This window comes from Candidatus Zixiibacteriota bacterium (assembly GCA_034439475.1).
GTDB lineage: Bacteria > Zixibacteria > MSB-5A5 > GN15 > FEB-12 > JAWXAN01.
On sequence record JAWXAN010000018.1, the window covers coordinates 17040 to 38765 of the forward strand.

Below are 21726 nucleotides of genomic sequence, written 5' to 3' on the forward strand. Positions count from 1 at the left end.
GCATTGCGTTCCGTCTAAACAGGAACTGCTTCTTCTCGGAGAGGACGAGTGGTTCTCTCGACCGACGCAACACCGAGCACACCCAATTCGAGCGCCGCGAGAAGCGAGAACTTGGCAAGCATACCGAGTGTGAAAAATCCCGAAAAGTTGCCGGTAAACAACACTGTGATATACGGTATGAGCATGAGCATTGCGATGAGAGCACGAAAGGGATGGTTATACCGTGTGGACCAATAGACATAGTACATCAGCGCACACAAAAATATTCCGGCGAGAAGCTGCACAAACATCGCCACGGGATATGAAAATGAAGCGACCAAAATAGCAGGATAAGCCATGGTGTACAGATAACCCTTGTCAAAAATGTAATACGAAATCTTCGGTCCAAGGATATTGAGCATGAGATATTTCATCCCCACACTCCCTTCCTCTGCCTTCGCTGGCGAGATTATGCCGTTAACTTCCGCCTTCCAGTGATTATTGTCATAATGTCCCTCATCAAAATAGTCCTTGTCAACGGCCCACCAGAGGTGCCCTTGGTTGGCAAGTACCCTATCTGCGAGGATAAAGGTTGCCATATCGGAATCATCTGCCCCAAGGTGGTAGCTACCAAATGATAGAAGAAGAAATAATCCGACAGCGCTGGACAGCAACATGACTGTTTTTGCGCGAAACATCCGCCAAGGCTTTGCAGACGAGATTGACCTCATTGCGGAAGGAGCAAAATAGCAGATTAACAAGAGTAGCAAGGATGAAAATTTATTGGCCGTCAGGATCAGATGAACAATCAAGGCCACGAGCAGGATATCGCTTAAATGGATTTTCTTGTGCGATTTACGCGCCCAGCCGAGCATAAATACAAGAGCGTAACCGTAGACCACAAGGAACCGCTCAAAAGATCCGCCTTCCTGATAATGCTCCAGCTTGTTAATGCCTTGAAGGAGAGGAATACCGTGCACCGCAAAATCATGAAAGATATACAAGAGGAGCACGCCAACAATTAAGACACCGAGCCATTTCATCAACTGGAATCGTTTCCACTCGACACCGAAAGAATAATCCGTACGGGGCATCGGTGATGACAAAACAAATCGGCCTGCTATCAGAAATCCGAAATTAGAAATAAGATAGAACAGGATAAGCCGTGATGTAGCAAATGTGGTCTCTGTGTACCTGAACAACTCAATATTATAAATCCCAAAATCATTGTAATAGCAGGAAAGCGCCGACCATGTCTGTATTGCAAAAAGGTATCCCAGAAACAACGAATACGGCCGAAATCTCTTAATGAGAAATAAACAGCTTAAAATAAATATGATCAAGCTAAGCGTGTTGAAAAGTATCATGCTCTGCTACCGCGGCGAAAGCCGCATAGAGATTGTCAATATTCTCAGGCGCCATCACCCAAATATCTGTGAGCGGATCTGTCCAGTATCCTGCGAATGAATCTCGGATCATTCTGTCCATAAACATACTATCAGCATCAATATCCCGCTTGAAATCGGCAAGAATTCGAAAGAGAAGGGGTTTCAGCATTGTAATATCTTTGCAGTAATGGACAGATGACAATCCCGAGAAATACATCGGAGAAAAAGTCACTGCCAGTATGCCCAGCAGTCCCGCTTCGAATGCCGTCGTTCCGGACACAGTCAAGACCAGCGATGCCCGTTTATAAATCTCGAATGTCGATACGCTATGAGCGACGAGGGCGACATTGGGGATTTGCTTAATCGCCTTGAAAAACGAAATTGGTTTCATTCCCAGTAAATTCGGGTGCTCTTTAATCACTAATGTCGTATCGAAGGGGAGTGACCGCCGAATGTCCTTGATAAGCTTAAGCTGATCGCTGACATACGGCCCAACCACATCTATCGACGACTCGGGCTGGACATGGAGACCGTAAAAGGCAATCCGCCCCGTGATATCATCGAGTTTGTCATACCTGCAAAAGTAATTGAGATAAAGCGAGTTGACCTGGGTAGATACCAGTGTCGAGAGCCTATCAGTAAAGTGATGGTGGGTCAAATGCCGATTTGGCCCCTCTATCAACGACTTCATCCGATTAGTTGCCATATCGCCAATCCGCTTCACATTGACACTTCCCTGCCCATTATTGATATGGAAGTACGCCGGGCGGCTTTGTGTGCGGATGAAGTCATCGATGAGTTCCCGCCCACTGTCGGGGCTCACATCTGGCTGAGAGCTGTTGACTGAGACCATATCGTCATAGAACACACCTCTGCCAATAAAAAACCGCCCTTCAGGATAGCGCAAAGATTGCGCGGCATAGAGGGGAATATTAAGCTCGCAGCAAAGCATATGTGTGATAAGTTCATTGAGGTTGCTCGGTTCGGCAAAAACACAGTCAATCTGTCGTGACATAAGAAAGAGTTTTATGTCACGATAATAGAGGCAGGCGTAGTCATTGAGATTTGCCCTCTTCCTCGCCATAACGAATTTATCCGAGAGAATGCTTTGATTGATGGAGATATCGGTCAATTCTTCTGTTTTGACAATCTCTTCAAGCAAATCCCTTTTTTCCTTGTCCGACAGATAATCTTTGCTCTCATACACGAGTTCGACAATTCGAGAATCATCGACCCCCTGAGCTTGCAGCCATTTCGTCCATAGCGGGTTGGTGGTCATCCAATGCACGTTATTTTCAGCCGCTTCAAAACGGCGCGCTATCGCATACTGGACACGGGTCAGATCAAACATCGACACAAAACAAATGTTTTTACTCATTGACACACCATCGTTGGCTGGAGGGATTTGTCGCCTATACCAGCCTTAACGAGCAGAAAACTTCGCTCATTGCGATTTAAAAGATATTTGCAACTAATCAGATAGTGACACGTGACGATAATCCCGCTCAATGTCATTCGGATCGAAAGAGAATCGGAAAATAATGCTTTAACGATCAGATGTCCTGCGCAACATACTATACCAAGCGCGAAGAGCGGAGCCAGCGAGACGACAAACTCCCGCCAATTAATATTCAGTGTGCGGTTCATTATTAGAATGAATGGAATGACCATGACAAAATCTGCCGTTAATGTCCCGATAAGTAAGCCCGCTATTCCATATTTGCCGACCAGCGACAGACTGAGAATAATATTTACCACAACACCGACGCAGGAAATCCGGAGAGATTTATTTGCCATGTTCATACCGATGGCAAGCGTGGAGGCAATAGATACAATCGGGTTGATTGTGAAGATTCCGAGCACAATTAGCGCAAGATGGCTGTACTGTGAAAACTCAGTTCCCACCCACAAATATAGGAGGTCTTCCATCAAAATGTACAGTCCGGCAAGGGCCGGCAGAATCAGAAGGTAGGCATACCGAACCAAACGGAGGTAAATATCCTTAATGGATGGCATCGAACTTATCTGATGAAGTCGAGCTACCTCGGGCACAGCGGCCGAGTAGGTCATGCCGGTAATCATGCGCACAAGATTTCCGGGACGGTTTACTATGTCGTAAATAGCAAGCCCCGCAACCGGAAGCATAAGCCATATCAGGACTTTATCTATTTGGCCATTTATGAGACTCATAAATCGTCCAAAGAACAGTACCGAGCTATAACTGGCAAGCTTGCGGAACAATCCCATATCCAGCGAGGCCGAAACAACAAAATGTCCCGGAAGGTATATCCGAAACAAAACCAAATAGACCAGTAGCCGAAGCAGACTCAGTCCGGTGATAGCAGCAAAAGCGATATCTATCCTTCCATTCCAAAGCGCGACTGCGATGAGCAATGCATATTGCAGAATATTAAGTGTCATGCTCACCGATTTTGAAATAATGAAGCGACTCATACCCTGAAGCACAGCACTAAAGGGCACACCGACAAATTGAAAAACCAGATTCAGGGCTATAAGGCCGACAGCGTTCGCTATGTGTTCAGGCGCAATGATCGCATCAGATTCGAGAAACTGCTCAAGAATCATCCCTTTTAAAAGGAATAGTATACAACCAACGAGAAGACCCAGCGCCAGATAATAGACAAGGGAGACGTTTAGCGCGCTCTGGATGTCCCGTGTGTTGCCGTCAGCGTCAAATCTCGCCACGGCGGTCATAAGCGAGGCCTCCATCCCCAAATCCATAAACGAAAGTGCGCCATGAATACTGAATATGCTGAGGAAAACAAAAACACCATATCCTGACACCCCAAAATTATTGACGAGAATAGGTGTTGCAACAAGGCTCAGTGCAATGAGCACAACGCTGTCCAGGCTTGAGATGAGCGTGTTTGAGAACAGCCGACTCATACCATGAACCGTTCGATTTCTGAGAAGAATCTATCGCATACGTGACCATCGGGCTGATAGAGATATTCCTGAACAAGTCTGTTCCGCTGGGCAACTTGATCTTTTGTAAACACAAAATCACTAATATCACCACTAACAAAGCGATTGCAGGCCGCCTGAAAATGCGCGAAACTTTCTGATATAACTATGCCTTCGGCGGTGTGAAACGGCAGAATATGTTCTGTCAAACGAGGAACATGCGGATCCCATGACGTATATATGAGGCGTTTGCCTAAGAACATTGCTTCGAGCATCGCCGTCGTCTGGAAAGCGATAATAAGTTCAGACCGGACAATCAACTCATTGGCAATTGCCGAGCCTCCAACAACCTTGAGATTGGGCAATTCGTATTTCGCTTTCAGTTCCGTGAAGTCGAGTTGCTGAGGATGCGTTTTATATACAAAGTTATAAGTCGGATTGCTTTTGGCCATTTCGTAGAGATAGTGATGGCACTCATGTTTCATCTTCCGCCATGTGAGATTCTCCGAAGCGACAAGCTCGATTGGAATGTAGGCTGCGTCATCATAGGAAAACAAAGTAATGAGCGGCTGGGGTTTGGTGAAAAGATTGTCGACAGTAAAATCCATCTTCTGGTAGAACAAATCCGAGCGCGGCTGCCCAAGGACTGTTAATTTGTCATCGGTCACACCAATACGTTTCCAAAACTCCTTCTGACGCTCGCTCCACACAAAAATATGATCGGACATAAATGGCGCGCATTTTTTCGCCCGTATGACTTCATGCTCAAAAGAGTGCGGGGAGATTGTCCCTTCTTTGTCAATAACAACAGTTTTTACATCATGCGTCCATCCAACTCGGATAAATTCTCTTATCCAATAGAAGTTATCATTGACCGCGACCATGAGCGCGGGGTTGAATCTATCTTTCAAGGCAGAGAACATGAGTTCGCATTCAGCGTGATATTCCTGAACACGCATCGGATCTTCCAGATCATACGAAGCCGTCATATCCTGAACGCCTTGGGCGAAAAACAGCTTTGCTCCCTTGAAAAGTATCGGAGCTTCAACGACGACTATATTATATTTGGTATTTGCGGCTCTGAGCGCTTTGATATCCTGATCGAAAAAATGATTGATGACAAGAATTGTCTTCTTAGCAGGTTCATAATCAGCGCGTAATGACTCGATATAATCGAGCGCCTGACGCCGATAGATGCGCATCTTTGCGGTTCGTGGCAGTATATGCCGGGCAAGTGTTTTGATTGCTCCCATTTACTCTACCCTATCAAATCCCAACTCATCGGCGTCCCTTTTTTGACAGCGTTCCTTACCCGCTTGCCAAGGAGAATGTCAAGATAGCGCGGGGGTAGACCGAAGCCCGGCCTGACATCGCGAAGGTTTTCGACTGTCAATATCTCCCCTTCTTTCATATCAATCGCTACATAAAGCGAACGGCGGAACTGGAGCGACTTTTTTTCCTTTGATGTTGCCCCATACGTTATTTGACCCAGGGACTGCCAAGCGCGTTCTGTTTCCACAACAAGTGATCTGAGTTCATCAGGCTCAAGTGAAAAGGCCGAGTCAACCCCTCCTTCGGCGCGGGAAAGGGTGAAGTGCTTTTCAATGACAGTCGCGCCGAGCGCCACCGATGCCACCGCAACACCTACTCCCATAGAATGATCCGATAAGCCTACCTGAACGTCGAAGAGTTCACGCATATGGGGGATCGTGTTCAGGTTTGAAGACTCTGGGTTAGCCGGATAACTGCTTGTGCATTTAAGCAATACAAGCGAATTGCATCCCGCGGAGCAAGCAGCTCGAACGGTTTCATCGAGTTCTGCAATTGTCGCCATGCCGGTTGAGATAATCATCGGTTTTCCGGTTGAGGCAATTTTTTTTATTAAAGGAATATCGGTGTTTTCAAACGATGCGACTTTGTAGCAGGGAACATTAAGCGTCTCAAGGAAGTCGACAGCGGTCACATCAAAGGGCGTGCTAAATCCGATCATCCCCCGCTCACGACATCGGTCAAAGATCGTTTTGTGCCATTCCCATGGGGTACAGGCTTGCTTATAGAGGGCAAAGAGCGAATTTCCTTTCCAGAGGCTATCAGGGTCGTCGATGCGGAATTCGCGTTCGTTTAAATCCAATGTCATCGTCTCGGCCGTATATGTCTGAATTTTGAGCGCGTGAGCGCCAGCATCGGCCGCGATATCGACAAGTTTTAGCGCCCGCTCAAGTGACTGGTTATGATTGCCGGACATCTCAGCTATAATAAATGGAGCATGCGCGGACGAAATTGAACGCGAGCCTATCTGTATCGGATTCATCGTATCTCCACTTCTGAATTGACTGTATCCGCGGAAACGGCAGAAGCTTTGGATACAATCGATGAAAGCAATTGTTGTCGCGAAAACTGCCACTCCGAATCAAGCAAGGAAAAGAGAAAAATATCACAGAACTGTTTGTCTTTTTTGAAATGACTACGCAGAGTACCGTCATTCGTAAACCCGAGACGAGCAAACAATTTTTGGCTTGGAGTATTAAAATCCAACACCTCACCGCACACTTTCCGCAAACCACGAGTCTGAAATATGTGATCAAGCGAAGCTATGCCGAGAAGTGTTCCGGTTCCTCTGGGAAGGTCTTCAACGCCGAGATAAAAACCCCAGAGACAGGTTCCATGTGTCAAATCAATATTCTTGACTGTCGATACTCCGCACGGCTTTCCGTCCAGCTCGAATATCAGGACTTCGACCGAATTGTCGTTACTAACGATTGAGAACCACTCATGATGTTCGGCTTCGGATATAAGTTTATAGTTGTACATTTGCGAGCGCACCCGAAGGGAGTTTCGCCACTCGCGAACCATTGGGAGGTCAGCTTTTTGAAGCGGTCTCAGACTACACTCTTTTAGTTCAGACACAGCTTTTCTCCATAATCAATGAGGCCACAGCCTCAGCACCAGTTTTATCATTCTCTTCAAAGAGGGACAATGCGCAAATACTCATCCGGGCTAATTTTTCGCGGCTGACTAATGCGTCATTTATTGCCTCTGCAATTGATCTCGAAGTAACCGACTCGTGCCAGCCAAGATTAATGCAGGCCCCGGTAGCCGCCACTGATTCGGTCATCTGTCTTTGATTCTCTGCCATAATTACAGTCAGCGCTGGCAGACCAAGATATGCTCTTTCCCATGTCGTGGTACCTCCTGCACATATCGACAGATCCGCATTTACCATCTTTTCTGCCATGTTTTTGATCTGGCAATGATACCTGCAACCCGGAATTAACTCGGTTATTACTTGGATTTCGTTTCGGTGCGGGTTTGTCTCACCGACAACAACATCGACTCTAAGATCATGTCTGTTAACTTGTTTGAGCGCATGCAGGGCTCGTGAAGTCAGGTTGTGCGGGTCAGTTCCACCGAAAAATATAAGTATTTTGTTAATATCACCTGATCGGGGTCGAATTCTTTTCTTTGCTTTTCGAAACTCGTCTCTGAGAAGCGCATATTGAGGACCAAGGAGCAGTTCACAGTCTGACGGAACAAGATATGAATAGAGCGATCTGGAATTCGGATACAAATTCTGGTCCAAAAGAATGTTACAATCATGTGAGCGATTTGCGAGATCGTCTATTACCATGACGTTTTTGGCATGACTCCTCATGTTGACTTCCCAATCAATATCGAGCGCATAATGATCGACAATAAGCCAGTCCACACTTCCAAATCTTTGCATAGCATCGGATGTTTGCTCGGCGTCATGCTTTGTGCTTACGCCCAACCATTGGGCGTAAAATTTTTCAGGTACAGGAACAGGAATAGGAATAGGTGTGGTGGGCGTACTTGACTCAAGTCGGAAAACCTGAAACCCATTCAGCTCAATCTCGGAAATGATATTTCCATTGTGCGCGCGGGATATAAAAACGACCTCGGCTTGGTTCTGCCTGAGTTGTTTGGCAAGGGTCAGGCAGCGCATAACATGGCCTGTGCCAATTAACGTCGAAGAATCTGTTCGTATCGCAACCCGCATAGTATCCTAATTTAGTTAAGCCTTTTGAATCCTGATGTCGCTGGCCCGCCTATCATGCTCGATTCGATAGTGCCAAGCTTTTGCAACTCTGCGATGTCGGCGAGTACTTCGTCAACGGCAACAAGATAATCTTTGACATGCTTTTCGGTATGAGCATACATGGAGTAAAACGACGTCGATGCCAGAAATTCCCGCTCAAGCATCTTCTGTACAAAGAGCGCTTTAATAGAAAGTCCGAGCGAGCCTTCAAATGAGAAATGGCTCAGGGGCGGAATTCCGCCAACATCAATGGTAATTCCGTGAGCCTGCCCTGCTTTAGTCCATCCGGCCTGAATGGCTTTGCCAATCGTCATTAAATGTTCACCAGCATTCACTTTTTGATGCTTGCGGATTGTCGCAAGGGCCGCGGTGGGACCGATACGCTCTGACCAGTTGGTGCTTGAGATAAATGTCTTCTGCGCGGCTTGCATAATCGACGCGCGGCCAATAATTGCGGCAATGGGGTAACCGTTACCCATAGCCTTTGAAAAGACGGCCATATCAGGTGTTACATTCATAAGCAGATGAGCCCCGCCGGAATTCATACGAAAGCCGGCTGAAATTTCATCCATAATGAAGACCGCTCCGGTTTTGTCAGCGAGCATGCGCACACCCTCCATAAAGCCCAAATCAGGCGGTTCATTTCGTACCGGCTCCATTATAATTGCAGCCAAATCGTTTCCATGTTCGGCAACTATTGCTTTCAGTTTCTCGATCTTGTTATATCGAAACGGCAGCGCGGTTCCGGCTAATGCTTTTGGCACACCATTCGGTTCCAATCCCGAGATCAAATGTTCACCGAGCGCGTTTTCGGTGCCGAGATTGGCCGACAAATACCAGTCATGCCATCCATGATAGCCGCAGAAGGCAACTTTGTCGCGTCCAGTTGCGGTGCGTGCGATTCGTATTGCGATAGTAGTCGCCTCTCCCCCGGCTCGTGAGTAGCGCACCATCTCCGCCCAGGGGTGAATATCGCAGAGTAGTTCCGCCAGCTCAACTTCTTCAGGACAGTTCAGCGAAGAACTGCTCCCGTTGGCAATAGCTTTCAATACTGCAGCATCGACATCGGGATCGGCATATCCCAAAACGTTCGCTCCGATACCGCTTATACTCATATCAATATACTTATTACCATCAAGATCCCACACTTCGGCCCCTTTGGCTTTGCTGTAATAGCCGGGCCACACACCGGGCGCGAACATGTCAGGGCGCTTTGAGAGCAACTGTGTCATGCCGGGGATAAGCCGTTTGGCCTTTTCCTGCATGGCGAGGCTTAGAGGTATTTTTGTTGTCTTCGGCAGACGCAGAGTGCGCTTTTCATTCTTTGTGTCAGTCTTCATGCGTATTGAACCCTTTTTATCGGTATACTATTTCTAAATCAGGCTGTCTTCAGTCAGTGACTTTTCGTAGCCTTCGTTCCTGTTACTTTTCGTATTGATTGTCTTCAGTTCCGGTCTTTCGTCAAGCAAGGACAAAATGTCTTGGGTGGTGAATGCAGAGTTGACCGGATAGAGAGAAGAATAGATTTCATGGATCAATTCAAAATCCTGCAAATTATCGACCGTCCATCGCAGTTGCGACAAATCGGGCGATTGCGTAAACGAGCCTATTTTGAACTTGTCCGGGTTATTATAGAAGTATGGGGTCACATGCTCCCTCTCAGATTTGAGTTTGGCCTTTTGCCAGCCTTGCTTGAGGGATGTGAACCGGACGATCTCAACATCCAATCCATCGGGGAATGTCGGTTTGATTGTATTGCTTGAGTAATCGTAGCCGCCTTCGAGGTGGAAGCGTATTACATCGTGAATAATATCGGGATCGCTCAAGGGGCAATCTCCGGTCAGCCGTACGACATGCGCGGGAGAACTTTGAGATGCCGCCTGATAAAACCTATCAAGGACATCATCAAGACTTCCGCGGAAACATTTTATGCCCCTGTTATGAAGTGCGATGGTGAGTTGGTCATCGCTTGAATCAGCGCTTGTAGCAACGATGAGACCATCGAGAAGTGACGCGCGCCGAACACGCTCAATCTGATGGAATAACATTGGTGTACCGACTATCGGTTTGAGCACTTTGCCGGGAAGACGTGTCGAGCTATAACGGGCCTGAAGTATGCCGAGTATCATGATAGCCTCCACAACGAGGCGTTTACCATCTGCTCATCTTCGCAGGCGTACTGGGTGTAATCTATCTGTGGCGTTGTCAAAGAATGAAAAGCAGAGTGTATCTGTTTCAATTCGTCAAGAGACGACACGCCAACAATCACACAATCGATTTCAGGGATGTTTTTGATAAAAGAAAGGGAACCTTCAAGCGATGTCATCCGGCTCTCACTGAATGCGCTTTGCAGCCGAGTTACCCTGTCTGATATGGGATTGAAATATGGATGCAATTTTGTTGGCGGGGTAAGTAATAATCCTTGTAAGAATACAGACCGGGCGTGTATCTCAATTCCACGCTTAGCCAATCGAGATAAATGTCCGGAATGAATCAGCCTTTGATCGAGGATATTGAGCGGAAGCTGGACGAGGTCGATATCGAAAAGCTCCACTAGCCGGTCAATTTGTTCGCCGCTGTAGACCGAAACGCCTATTTTTTTCACATGTTTGGATTCCTTGAGCGACTCGAGCAAATCAAAAACCATACTACCGTTTTGCGCAAGAAGATCATCAGCATTGTGAATAAGCAGGCCGTAGACCGAGGATTGGCCAAGCTTTTCGAGAGAGCGTTTGAAAGTCTCCGACATGAGAATTATATCGGCGACCGTAATCTCTTGTTTCTTAAGTTGAACAGTTTTCGTGACGACGCGAAAGCCATGATCGCTCGACAGGCTTCTTCCGAGCACAGTTTCACTGCCGCCGTATAGGGCGGCGGTGTCAACCGTGTTTATCTCATTCTTGCTGGCAAAGTCAACAATTGCCCGAACCTGCTGGATGCTAACTTTTCCGTGTGTGTTTGTAATTCCGTAATCCGAACCAAATTGTGCGGTTCCGAGACCGAGTGTTATTTTTTGATTGGCGTGTGTCATAAGTTGCCCTCACCGTGTCATCAGCGCCTGATAAAGTTCAATGACAACTCGCTGGCAGTCTTCGTCAGTCAGATCGGGATACATCGGCAGGCTAAGGGCACGCGAATAATACGCCTCGGCATACGGCAGGCTAAACGGTTTTGGAAAGAATTTTCGATAGTATGACTGGAGGTGTATCGGTATGTAGTGAACTTGAGTGCCGATGCCGGATTCGTGGAGGGCATTCATCACTTTCGCGCGTGATACGCCGAACTTTTCAAAATCTATCTGGACGACAAAGAGATGATAGGCATGACGCAGACCCGGCTTTACTTTAAGCGACCAGACATTTTCTTGCGAGAACGTCTTTGCAATCAAGTCCCGATACAGCTCGGCAATCTCGTTTCTTCTAGTTACCGACCATTGAATTCTCTCAAGCTGGCTTTGTCCGAGTGTCGCCTGAATATCTGTAAGGCGGTAGTTAAATCCAAGATCTAACATCTCATAATACCAGGGATTTGTCAATCCATCTGCATTTATGGCCATCTCCTGCTGTTCGAAAGATTCGCGTTGAATGCCATGAGTGCGAAGGGCGCGGAGTTTCGCGGCGATTTTGTCTGAAGCAGTGCTCAAGGCGCCGCCTTCGCCGGTTGCAACATGCTTTACCGGATGGAATGAAAAGACAGTTATGTCGCTGTATTTGCCCGAGCCTATTTTGAGTGATTTCCCTTGATACGAATATTCTGCTCCGAGAGCGTGGCAAGCATCATCGACAATCCATGCTTCATGGGCTTTTGCCAACTGATGAATTCGAACAATATCTACCGGCTGTCCGGCAAAATGTACGGGAACAATGGCTTTGATCGAGCGGTCATTGTCATGTTTCAAGACTGATTCGAGCGCGTTAATATCGATATTGCCGGTCGATGGTTCAATATCTACAAGACAAACGTCGGCGCCGACATATCGCGCACAATTAGCATCGGCCACAAATGTATTGGGCGTTGTGACGACCACGTCGCCCGGCCCAATATTAAGGGCAAGCATTGCAAGATGGAGCGCGGCTGTCCCATTCGAGCAGGCAATGACATTTGGAGACTTCAGATATGCCGCAAGTGATTGTTCAAAACTCTCAATTGCCGGACCCTGGGTCAGCCAATCGGAGCGGAGGACATCGACAACGGCTTGAATGTCTTTCTCGGAAATATGCTGTCTTCCGTACGGGAGAAATTTCTTACCTGAGGACTCGGTAAACCTGACTGCGGCCTTGTTCTTCTGAACTGGCGCAATTGTAGTTTCTGATTTTGTCTTCATGCGAAGGCTCCTCGATGAATACGGATTGGGATTGAGGCATTCATGATATGCGAGCGGGTCTGCATTGGATTTTGATCCAGAAAACAGAAATATGTCCCGGCTGAAACAGCATCGGCTTTGCCCTCTATGAATCCTTCTACAAAGTGGCGCGCTAAACCGCATCCCCCCGATGCAATGACCGGAATTGAAACAGCATCAACCACTTGTCGAGTCAGTTCGCAATCCAATCCTTCGCGGGTTCCATCTCTGTCAATCGAGGTCAACAATATCTCCCCGGCTCCAAGCCGGTGAGCTTCTTTCGCCCATGCCACGGCTTCCCATTTTGTTTGCTTTTTGCCTCCGCCGATCATCACCACTCGCGTGCCATCGGCTTCGAGCTTATAGTCGATACTGACAACGACGCACTGGGCTCCGAATATCCGCGAGGACTCCGTTATCAGTTGGGGATTTTCGACCGCGGCCGTATTGATGGAGACTTTGTCTGCGCCGTTGGAAAGCAAAGTTCGAAAGTCCTCGATAGTGGTGACCCCGCCTCCAGCAGTGAGCGGCATGCAGATTTGCGCGGCTGTTGAGCGGATGATATCAACCGCGGCCAGTCTATTTTCAGTTGAGGCATCGAGGTCAATGCAGATAAGTTCGTCGGCCGATTGAGCTTCATATATTTTTGCTTGTGACATGGGATCGCCAATTTCAATGACTTCGTTAAACTTCACCGTTGTCACCAAAACCATCTGCCTTTTCGTGCCAAGGGTAACTGATTTCATCTGCAGTTTTGGTATGAGCCGTCGTTTTAGCATAATATATGATTTACAGCAATGGCTGTTTCTTAGTCATGGTTTCCACTTCATAAAGTTCTCTAAAATGTGCAATCCGTAGTCCTGACTTTTCTCGGGATGAAACTGTGTCGCAACGATATTATCTTTACGGATAGATGCCGTGATTAGTCCGCCATAATCGCAGGTGGCTTCTACAACATCTGGATCATTGCATTTCATCCAATATGAGTGCACAAAATAGACCTCCGGTTCAGGGGGAAGGCCTTTGAAGATCGGGCTGTTTTCTCGAGTGGAGACGTTATTCCAGCCAATATGCGGAATCCTAAGATTGGCCTCGCTTGTCTCAAGCATCACTACTTCAGAGTTTATCCAGCCAAGGCCGTTGTGCATGCCGCCTTCGTATCCTTTTTTTGCAAGCATCTGCATACCAACGCAAATACCAAACAGCGGCTTTTTGTAACTGAGCACAGAGTCTTCAAGAGCCTCGACTAGCCCGCTTGAATTAAGGGTATTCATACAGTCAGCAAATGCTCCTACACCGGGCAGAATTATTCTGTCTACCTCTGAAAAATCCTCTGGTGTACGGCACATCTTGACACCGGCGCCAATACGCTCAAGCGCATTGGCGACAGACATGATGTTGCCCATACCATAATCGACAATTCCGACCATCTATTCCTCAGCGGCGACAGGCGTCGGCTCAAGTGTTTTGGATTTTCCTTTTCGCCACCTGGTAAGCTGCACAAGTGCCTGCTCTCGGGGCATTGCCCCTTCGCGCGGCCAGTCTTCGAAATCGTGAACAAACTTGCCATCGGTAACTTTTGAATGATCATGTTCGTACGGAGAAACAGCGTGACTAAGCACAACTTCCATAAACTCTAACTCAGTCAGGCCGACATAGGACAAGAAAAGATCGAGACTTGGAGGGCGCCTTCCTTCGAACTCGCGCACCATCCTCATGGCCTCATCTCGTTCAAGACGGCTATTGCGAATATCGAGGGATGCCAAATGTGATGGTCTTGTGTAGCCGCGTTTGATATATTTTATATAATCGCGAACGCCCTGAACGTAGCACTCGATCTTTTCATAGGAATAACCGCCCGGCACGTTTTCGACTTCGTCGCCGCGCCAACCGAGATCATCCTGAATAATTTTGGACTGCCGCATCACATCCCAAGGAACATACGAGCCAAGGCAGACAGATCGATAATTAATTTTCCTGAGGTCCTTTAGCGCCGGATACATATACGGGCGTAATTCGCGCTCATCAATTTGTCCTTGAAGACGGACATACATATCCTGCGCAGTGATCCCTAAATTGACATAACGATTGAAACGCTTCTCATCGACTTCTTCGGGCTGGTCATAACTATAATACGAGGTGTACTCTGAGGATGGTTCACCCCAAAAAACAAGGGGAACGTTGTAATTTATCGCGACACGCATGGGATAGGCGAAGATACCGGTGTGGCAATGCCAGCAGAAATCTCCCTTCTCGAGTAGTGCTTGAAGCATCAATTTCTGGACAACTTTCCAGTTGGGCGTGAAGGTGTGAAAATCCACCCCAAGGCGACGGATTACTTTGATGGTGTTGTCATGTAGGTTCGGGCGCAAAAAACCATGATCAAATCGCACAACGAGCGGCTTTATTTTGTATTCTTTTATAAGATAGTAAAGGGTCCAGACGCTGTCCTTGCCGCCGCTGAAAGGCACAAGGCAATCGTAATCACCTTTGCCACGATATTCCTCAATGAGTTCGCCAAGTTCTTTTTTCTTAGCGGTCCAGTCTATCTTTTCATTTTTGTATTCGTGCTGGCGACAGATATTACACACGCCTTCTTCGTCGAACATGATTGTCTCATGCGTTTCAGGAAGGACACACTTGGTGCATCGTCTCAGTTCCATCTATTTACCTCCGAGATAATTTGACATGATTCGCAATTTAGCCTCTCCCCCGCTAATACTCGCGCAATCTCACAATAGAGGCTGCCAAAGTGCATCCCTGAGCGCGACTATTCTTATCACGCTTTTTTCTTCCAGTAGTCCTCTGCGCAGAGTCCCAAGATTATTCCGTCGGTCGACTTGCCGTCAATAAGATACTGGCCCTTTTGGAGACCTTCGCGGCTATAGCCGCATTTTTCGAATGAACGCGCGCTGCCTTCGTTTTCGACATAACAGCCGGCTTTGAGTTTATTGAGATTAAGCGTCTCAAATCCGAATTGTGTGATCATTCCGATAGCCTCAGTGGCGTATCCTTTACCCCAGCAATTCTTCTCGCCAATCAGCAGACTGATATCGGCATAGCGATGGCGCCAGTTGATCGGGCCAAGCTTTATATTGCCGATATGCTCGTTTGTGTCTCTGCGGCAAATGGCAAAAAACGGCTCATCACTTTTGCCGTCCATATGCGCGACAAATTTTGAGATATTCTCAAGCGATTGAGCAACGAAGCGAGTCTCAAGGTATCGGCTTACTTCGGGATCGTTCATCCACCGATAGTAACGATCGTTGACATCGGACTGGCGTACTTCGCGAAGGTACGACCGAACACCCATACAAATTGCGGTCTCGGTATCAGAGACAAGCGAGGCCATTCTATTTGTCGCCTCAGGGCGACTTTCGATTATGGACTTGCTTGATTCCCGATCCGATCCCATTTGTTCAGGCCAAAGATTCTTTCAATTTTAAATTCAGTTTTTATCCGTCGACACTTTTGTCAGATCACGGGTCATTTCTTTGATAGTCAGTTTTCTCTGCTCTCTCCAGCCTGTGGTCTCATCGATTTCCAGACCCACACCCAGGTGGTCGTTGACCAAAGCGCGAATTGCATCGACTGAGAGCCATTGGGTGTTAGTGTCGCTTGCGTAACGGAAACCATCTTTGCATTCCTTGCCGCCGAATGTTTCCATATACCGCGCCGAATCCCAAAGAGGCATGGACGGCTTAATCACAAAATATTTGTCAAATTCAAGCGTTGAAAGAGCGTCAGTTGCGGTAATCATCTCCTCATGGAGCTTTTCCCCGGGGCGTATGCCTACGAATTCATGAGCACATGCCGGCGCGACTGCCTGGGCGACATCCAAAATTCGATAACTGGGAATCTTTGGGACAAAGATTTCCCCTCCCCACATATGGGTCAGAGCATGTATAACCAGATCGACACCTTCATCGAGAGTAATATTAAATCGCGTCATGCGCGAATCGGTAATCGGAATAACTTTTTCATTTCGCTTGCTCAGAAAAAATGGGATAACACTCCCACGGCTGCCCATGACATTTCCGTATCTGACCACAGAAAACTTGATATCTCGGCTACCCTTGAAGTTATTGGCCGAAACGAAGAGTTTGTCAGAACAAAGCTTGGTAGCGCCATAGAGGTTTATAGGCGCGGCAGCCTTATCTGTGCTCAACGCCACAACTTTGTGAACATTGCGGTCGATTGCGGCTTCGATAACGTTTTGCGCCCCAATGACATTGGTCTTAATAGCTTCAAAGGGATTATATTCGCAGGCTGGGACCTGTTTGAGGGCGGCGGCATGGACTACAATATCCACACCCTCCATTGCTCTGAAAAGTCGTTCTTTATCCCGGACATCGCCAATAAAAAATCTCAACTGCGGGTAACGAGAATCGGGGAAAGCCTGATTCATCTCAAATTGTTTTAGTTCATCTCGGGAGAAGACAACAACCCGCCGCACACTCGGATATTTGGTTAAAATAGTCCGAATGAATTGTTTACCGAACGAGCCAGTTCCGCCTGTTACCAGGATTGATTTACCAGAGAGCATTTCCATATCCTTCTATTATTAAGAATGTAGTTTCGGATGAGATATCATCCAACAAAAAAATTTGCCGGATAATTGGGCTAAAAGCCCGTCGATTAAGGCCTAAAAGGTCGAGCTCGAAGTATTGCTCGATGAATAAGTAGACATTTTCAGACATTTGGAAGCCGCATAAGGCTTTATGGATGGTGAATATATGAAATAGAGTAGCCCCCGACACCGCGCCAACCCCAGGAAGCCCTTTTCTGTACTTTGTGCGATTCCAATCGCAAACATGATGCGTCCTTGCATCCGAATCTCCTTCTCTAATCCGAAAAAGAGATGTACAAGAACTGTGCCGGATAAATCGCACACGGGTTGACTACTGGCTAACAACGAGTTACATGGCCGGACTCGGAGAGATGTCGGTTAGAGCGAACTCTCAAAGACTGGAATTAGAAAGTCTTTCTGAGGTGAACTGAAAATAATTCCTGATACGGGAAAACGGTTATAATAATCATAAGTGATCAGACAATCAAATCTGCGGAAATAATCTAAGGAAATTGGAGTTACTTTGACGAAGCAAAATGAGTGTCAATCAAATCGCACAAGATATGGCCGATAGTAATATGCATCTCCTGCACCCGAGCAGTATTCGTAGAGTGAACAATTATAGATTTGTCTGCGATTTTGGCGATTTCGCCGCCATCGCTGCCCAAAAGCCCAATAGTGGCGCATCCGCAGGATTTTGCCATCAGAAGAGCCTGTTTGACATTTTGGGATTTGCCGGAGGTTGAGAGGCCAATCACGACATCCCCTTTGACGGACAAAGCTTGAACCTGACGTGAGAAAACTGTTTCAAAACCAAAATCATTAGCGATAGCTGTCATGGCCGAGGCGTCGGTTGTGAGGGCAATCGCAGGCAGCGGGCGTCTCTCCCGAACGAATCGTCCGGTAAACTCCGCGGCCAAATGCTGGGCATCGGCAGCAGAACCGCCATTACCGCAAAGAAGTATTTTGTTACCGCGCTTAAAACATTTGATAAGCAGTTGTCCGATCTGCCAAATTTCGGCTGGCCTGGTTGATTTGAGGTTTTGCACGAGCGAAATATGCTCATCAAAAATGCGCTCTATTTCTTTGTGATCCTTTTTATCTGACATAACAGAACTCATTCCATCGAAAACTTGTGCCCGTCAATATTTTCATATCGGATTTCATCGATAGGGCCGTCTTTTCCTTCACCGCCATACAAACGGTTGGGAGCATTGTACATTAATCCGTCGACAGTGCCAATGTTTTTATAGCCATGAACCACTCCGGGCGGGACTATTACCGATGCCTTGTTATGCTCTCCAAGTTCAATCTCGATTTTTGCTCCAAATGTCCTTGAGTCTTTACGGTTATCCCACAGCCGCACAAGGAAAGTCGATGGGCCGATAAAACAAAAATAATCAGTCTGCTCACGGTGTTCATGCGGTCCGCGTAATAATCCCGGTTTTGTCATGGAAACATATGACATTAATGGAGAAATCGGCGGCTGAAGTTCGTCGGTTCTGAACAGTTCAATGAGCCACCCACGGCCGTCGGTATTCAATATGAGCGGCCTTATTACTACGCCTTCGATATTGGGCTGATTCATTTAGCGTATCTTGCGCAAGATTTGAAAAACATTTCAATATCCTGTTTCCAGGTCGGCATTGGGCCTATTCCGAGTTCGTCAAGTCTGCGGCTTTCCAGTGATGAACGCGCCGGTCGTGTAGCCGGAAGTGGGTAATCCTCGCTTGAGCAAGCCTGTAGCTCAATATCCATACCGAGCAAGCCGAAGATTTCCTTAGTAAAGTCAAACCTGTTGACCTCGCCGCGGGATGCGATATGAACAATACCCCACACGTCGCGCTCGGCAAGTTCGAACAGTCGATTCGCAATTGCCCATTCTGAAGTTGGCGAGCCGAACTGGTCATCGACGACTCGTATGGGAGGGACTATCCTTGAGGTCTGCCGCGATTCAATCTGTTGTTGTCCTTTTTCAATCATAGTCGAGACAAAGCTCTTCCCGTGTCGGCCATACACCCATCCGATTCGCACTATGAGGCAGTTGCTCACAAGTGATTCGACTGCTTTCTCACCAGCCAGTTTATTTTTTCCATAGGCTGTTTGTGGATTTGGTGTGTCATCTTCGATATAAGGAACAGATTTCGTCCCATCGAAAACAAAGTCAGAGGAAATATAAATCAGTTTCGAATCAGACTCCTGGCAAGCTCGGGCGATATTTTCTGTCCCCAATCCGTTTACGCGCATTGCTTCTTCGGGCTCCGATTCCGCCTTATCGACATCGGTGTACCCAGCGGTATGTATCACAATATCTGGTGAAAAGTCCGAGATTACTATGGAAACAGCTTTATAATCGGTAATGTCGGCCTCTTCCCGGCCAATACCGCATACATTCCATTTGGAAGGGAACTTTTCCATAAGCTCTTGTCCGAGCCGCCCCCTGGAACCTGTAATGAGCACACGCTTATTACAGGCCATTGAACTCTGCAATAACATTTTGAAGATATTCACGGTATGGATTGCAACTCATCGCTTCTGTCAACATCTGCGCTTTTGAAGTGTCAATCAATCCCATACGAAGCGCGATCTCCTCGATACAGGCAATCTTCTGTCCCTGTCGTTTTTCGATCGTCGCAATAAAATTGCCAGCATCAAGAAGCGAGTCATAGGTGCCGGTATCGAGCCAGGCAATGCCGCGTCCCAGTTTTATTGCCTTAAGTTTGCCACGTTTTAGGTATTCGAGATTAACATCGGTAATTTCCAACTCGTCTCGTTTGGACGGCGTAAGTCCTTTGGCAATGCTTACGACATCCGCATCATAGAGGTAAAGTACGGTAACAGCATAGTTGGACTTTGGTTTGACAGGTTTTTCCTCCAGAGAAATTGGCTTGCCGTTGTTATCAAACTCAATGACTCCGTAACGTTCGGGATCGGTCACGGCATAGCCAAAAATAGTCGCGCCTTCGGTATGTGCTGATGCGTCTCGCAAAAAATCATGCACGCCATAGAAAATATTATCGCCCAGTATCAGCGCCACAGGAGCGCCATCGATAAACGCCTCGCCGATGAGCAGAGCTTCGGCGATCCCTCGCGGTTGTTGCTGTTCCGCGTATTCTACTCGCAAACCAAGTTGATCGCCATTACCTAAGAGAGTCTTAAACGAAGGTAAATCCTGGGGGGTGCTTATGATCAGTATGTCAACGATGCCCGCCAACATGAGTGTTGAGAGCGGATAATAAATCATCGGCTTGTCATAGACGGGCAACAGTTGTTTGCAGGTCACATGAGTTGCTGGATAGAGCCGGCTTCCACTCCCGCCAGCCAGAATGATCCCTTTGCGGATAGAAGATGACACCGAGAAATCTACCGATTACCGTAGTGTTGCTGGTAAAACAACTGGTATTCTCCGTTGATGCAACGATCCACCCATTCGGTGTGGTCGCAATACCAGTCGACTGTACGCTGAAGACCTTCGGTTAGCGTTACCGATGGATGCCAGCCGAGCTCGGAACTGATTTTGGTGTGGTCTATGGCATAACGGCGGTCATGACCCGGACGCTCGGCGACAAACTGAATGAGACTTTCATATTCCCGCTCGCTTCGTTGCGAAAGTATCCTGCACAAAGATTTGACCAATTCAAGATTGGTAATGTCGCTGTTTCCGCCGACAAGATAGCTTTCTCCTGAACGGCCATGCAGGAAGATCATTTCAAGAGCCAGACAATGGTCATTGACATGGAGCCAGTCGCGTTTGTGGCCGCCATCGCCGTAAATCGGCAAGGGAAGTCCCTGCTGGGCGTTGCGAATGATGAGCGGTATTAGTTTCTCTGGAAATTGATACGGCCCGTAGTTATTCGAGCAATTACTTATGACCGTATCAAGGTCAAAAGTTTTCGCATACGAGCGTACAAGGTGGTCGGCTGAAGCTTTGGAGGCCGCATAGGGCGAACTGGGTCGATAGGGTGACTCTTCGGTGAATGTTCCGGGCGCCTCGAGCGAACCAAAGACTTCATCGGTCGAGACATGGTGAAACCTCACCTGGTGTCCCTGCTCCTGTTGTGTGCGACAGTATTCCAGCAGATTGAATGTCCCAATAATGTTAGTGGATATGGCCGATGCGGGCGCAAGAATAGAGCGGTCAACATGGGTCTCAGCCGCCAGATGAATTATTCCACCGACAGTATATTTCGATAAAACACTGGCCAGCAACGTGCTGTCACAAAGGTCGACTTTCTCAAAACGATAATTTGGATAGTGTTCGACGTCTGTCAGACTGTCCAGATTTCCGGCATACGTGAGACAGTCTACATTGACAAAAAGCTGATCCGGATATTTCGGGACAAGTAGACGAAGCAGATTTGACCCGATAAACCCCGCTCCGCCTGTAATTGCTATTGTCCTCTTATTTTCGGCTGGCGATGCGCTCATTTTGTAACTGTATCCGCTAACATGATTAAATCATCCA

Annotated in this window: 21 protein-coding genes; all 21 read right to left on the reverse strand. The window is 47.4% G+C overall.

What is annotated here, in order from left to right:
* Positions 1-14: 14 nt before the first annotated feature.
* The 21 genes from SGI97_01980 to rfbB all read right to left on the reverse strand — a co-directional run bounded on the left by SGI97_01980 (position 15) and on the right by rfbB (position 21689).
* Positions 15-1346 (reverse strand): DUF6418 domain-containing protein, encoded by a 1332-nt coding sequence (locus SGI97_01980; GenBank protein ID MDZ4722664.1) that lies wholly within the window; start codon positions 1344-1346, stop codon positions 15-17.
* Positions 1324-2745 (reverse strand): hypothetical protein, encoded by a 1422-nt coding sequence (locus tag SGI97_01985; protein MDZ4722665.1) that lies wholly within the window; start codon positions 2743-2745, stop codon positions 1324-1326. The genes SGI97_01980 and SGI97_01985 overlap by 23 nt, the downstream gene beginning before the upstream one ends.
* Positions 2742-4274: an oligosaccharide flippase family protein gene (locus SGI97_01990; protein MDZ4722666.1), complete on the reverse strand. Its 1533-nt coding sequence runs from the start codon at positions 4272-4274 to the stop codon at positions 2742-2744. Before SGI97_01990 ends, SGI97_01985 begins: the two co-directional genes overlap by 4 nt.
* A complete protein-coding gene (locus SGI97_01995; protein ID MDZ4722667.1) occupies positions 4271-5545 on the reverse strand; it encodes a hypothetical protein in 1275 nt (424 codons plus the stop codon). The genes SGI97_01990 and SGI97_01995 overlap by 4 nt, the downstream gene beginning before the upstream one ends.
* Positions 5546-5550: 5 nt before the next feature.
* Positions 5551-6603 carry a pseudaminic acid synthase gene (gene pseI / locus SGI97_02000; GenBank protein ID MDZ4722668.1) on the reverse strand — a complete coding sequence of 351 codons (1053 nt, stop codon included), beginning with the start codon at positions 6601-6603 and terminating at the stop codon, positions 5551-5553.
* Positions 6600-7199: a UDP-4-amino-4,6-dideoxy-N-acetyl-beta-L-altrosamine N-acetyltransferase gene (pseH, locus tag SGI97_02005; protein MDZ4722669.1), complete on the reverse strand. Its 600-nt coding sequence runs from the start codon at positions 7197-7199 to the stop codon at positions 6600-6602. The genes pseI and pseH overlap by 4 nt, the downstream gene beginning before the upstream one ends.
* A complete protein-coding gene (gene pseG / locus SGI97_02010) occupies positions 7192-8310 on the reverse strand; it encodes a UDP-2,4-diacetamido-2,4,6-trideoxy-beta-L-altropyranose hydrolase (GenBank protein ID MDZ4722670.1) in 1119 nt (372 codons plus the stop codon). The genes pseH and pseG overlap by 8 nt, the downstream gene beginning before the upstream one ends.
* 11 nt (positions 8311-8321) lie before the next feature.
* Complete coding sequence (locus SGI97_02015) at positions 8322-9689, reverse strand: aminotransferase class III-fold pyridoxal phosphate-dependent enzyme (GenBank protein ID MDZ4722671.1); 1368 nt, start codon at positions 9687-9689, stop codon at positions 8322-8324.
* 33 nt (positions 9690-9722) lie between these two features.
* Positions 9723-10478, reverse strand: coding sequence for a glycosyltransferase family protein (locus SGI97_02020; protein MDZ4722672.1), 756 nt, complete (start codon positions 10476-10478; stop codon positions 9723-9725).
* The gene (locus SGI97_02025) at positions 10475-11380 is read right to left on the reverse strand and encodes an aldo/keto reductase (protein ID MDZ4722673.1); all 906 of its coding nucleotides are present in this window, start codon (positions 11378-11380) and stop codon (positions 10475-10477) included. Before SGI97_02025 ends, SGI97_02020 begins: the two co-directional genes overlap by 4 nt.
* A gap of 9 nt (positions 11381-11389) precedes the next feature.
* Positions 11390-12673 (reverse strand): UDP-4-amino-4,6-dideoxy-N-acetyl-beta-L-altrosamine transaminase, encoded by a 1284-nt coding sequence (pseC, locus tag SGI97_02030; GenBank protein MDZ4722674.1) that lies wholly within the window; start codon positions 12671-12673, stop codon positions 11390-11392.
* Positions 12670-13470 (reverse strand): imidazole glycerol phosphate synthase cyclase subunit, encoded by an 801-nt coding sequence (locus SGI97_02035; GenBank protein ID MDZ4722675.1) that lies wholly within the window; start codon positions 13468-13470, stop codon positions 12670-12672. The genes pseC and SGI97_02035 overlap by 4 nt, the downstream gene beginning before the upstream one ends.
* A gap of 33 nt (positions 13471-13503) precedes the next feature.
* The gene (gene hisH, locus SGI97_02040) at positions 13504-14121 is read right to left on the reverse strand and encodes an imidazole glycerol phosphate synthase subunit HisH (GenBank protein MDZ4722676.1); all 618 of its coding nucleotides are present in this window, start codon (positions 14119-14121) and stop codon (positions 13504-13506) included.
* On the reverse strand, positions 14122-15354 hold the full coding sequence (locus tag SGI97_02045; GenBank protein ID MDZ4722677.1) for an N-acetyl sugar amidotransferase: 1233 nt from the start codon (positions 15352-15354) through the stop codon (positions 14122-14124). It lies immediately after the preceding gene.
* A 116-nt stretch (positions 15355-15470) separates the two neighbouring features.
* Entirely contained in the window at positions 15471-16043 is a 573-nt protein-coding gene (locus SGI97_02050; GenBank protein ID MDZ4722678.1) for a GNAT family protein, read from the reverse strand.
* Positions 16044-16139: 96 nt separating this feature from the next.
* Positions 16140-17237 (reverse strand): UDP-N-acetylglucosamine 4,6-dehydratase (inverting), encoded by a 1098-nt coding sequence (gene pseB, locus SGI97_02055; protein ID MDZ4722679.1) that lies wholly within the window; start codon positions 17235-17237, stop codon positions 16140-16142.
* A gap of 542 nt (positions 17238-17779) precedes the next feature.
* Complete coding sequence (gene gmhA / locus SGI97_02060; GenBank protein MDZ4722680.1) at positions 17780-18370, reverse strand: D-sedoheptulose 7-phosphate isomerase; 591 nt, start codon at positions 18368-18370, stop codon at positions 17780-17782.
* Positions 18371-18378: 8 nt separating this feature from the next.
* On the reverse strand, positions 18379-18849 hold the full coding sequence (locus SGI97_02065; protein ID MDZ4722681.1) for a dTDP-4-dehydrorhamnose 3,5-epimerase family protein: 471 nt from the start codon (positions 18847-18849) through the stop codon (positions 18379-18381).
* Complete coding sequence (gene rfbD, locus SGI97_02070) at positions 18846-19739, reverse strand: dTDP-4-dehydrorhamnose reductase (protein MDZ4722682.1); 894 nt, start codon at positions 19737-19739, stop codon at positions 18846-18848. The genes SGI97_02065 and rfbD overlap by 4 nt, the downstream gene beginning before the upstream one ends.
* Positions 19729-20616, reverse strand: a complete 888-nt coding sequence (gene rfbA, locus SGI97_02075) for a glucose-1-phosphate thymidylyltransferase RfbA (GenBank protein MDZ4722683.1) — start codon at positions 20614-20616, stop codon at positions 19729-19731. Before rfbA ends, rfbD begins: the two co-directional genes overlap by 11 nt.
* Positions 20617-20624: 8 nt before the next feature.
* Complete coding sequence (rfbB, locus tag SGI97_02080; GenBank protein MDZ4722684.1) at positions 20625-21689, reverse strand: dTDP-glucose 4,6-dehydratase; 1065 nt, start codon at positions 21687-21689, stop codon at positions 20625-20627.
* Positions 21690-21726 lie beyond the last annotated feature (37 nt).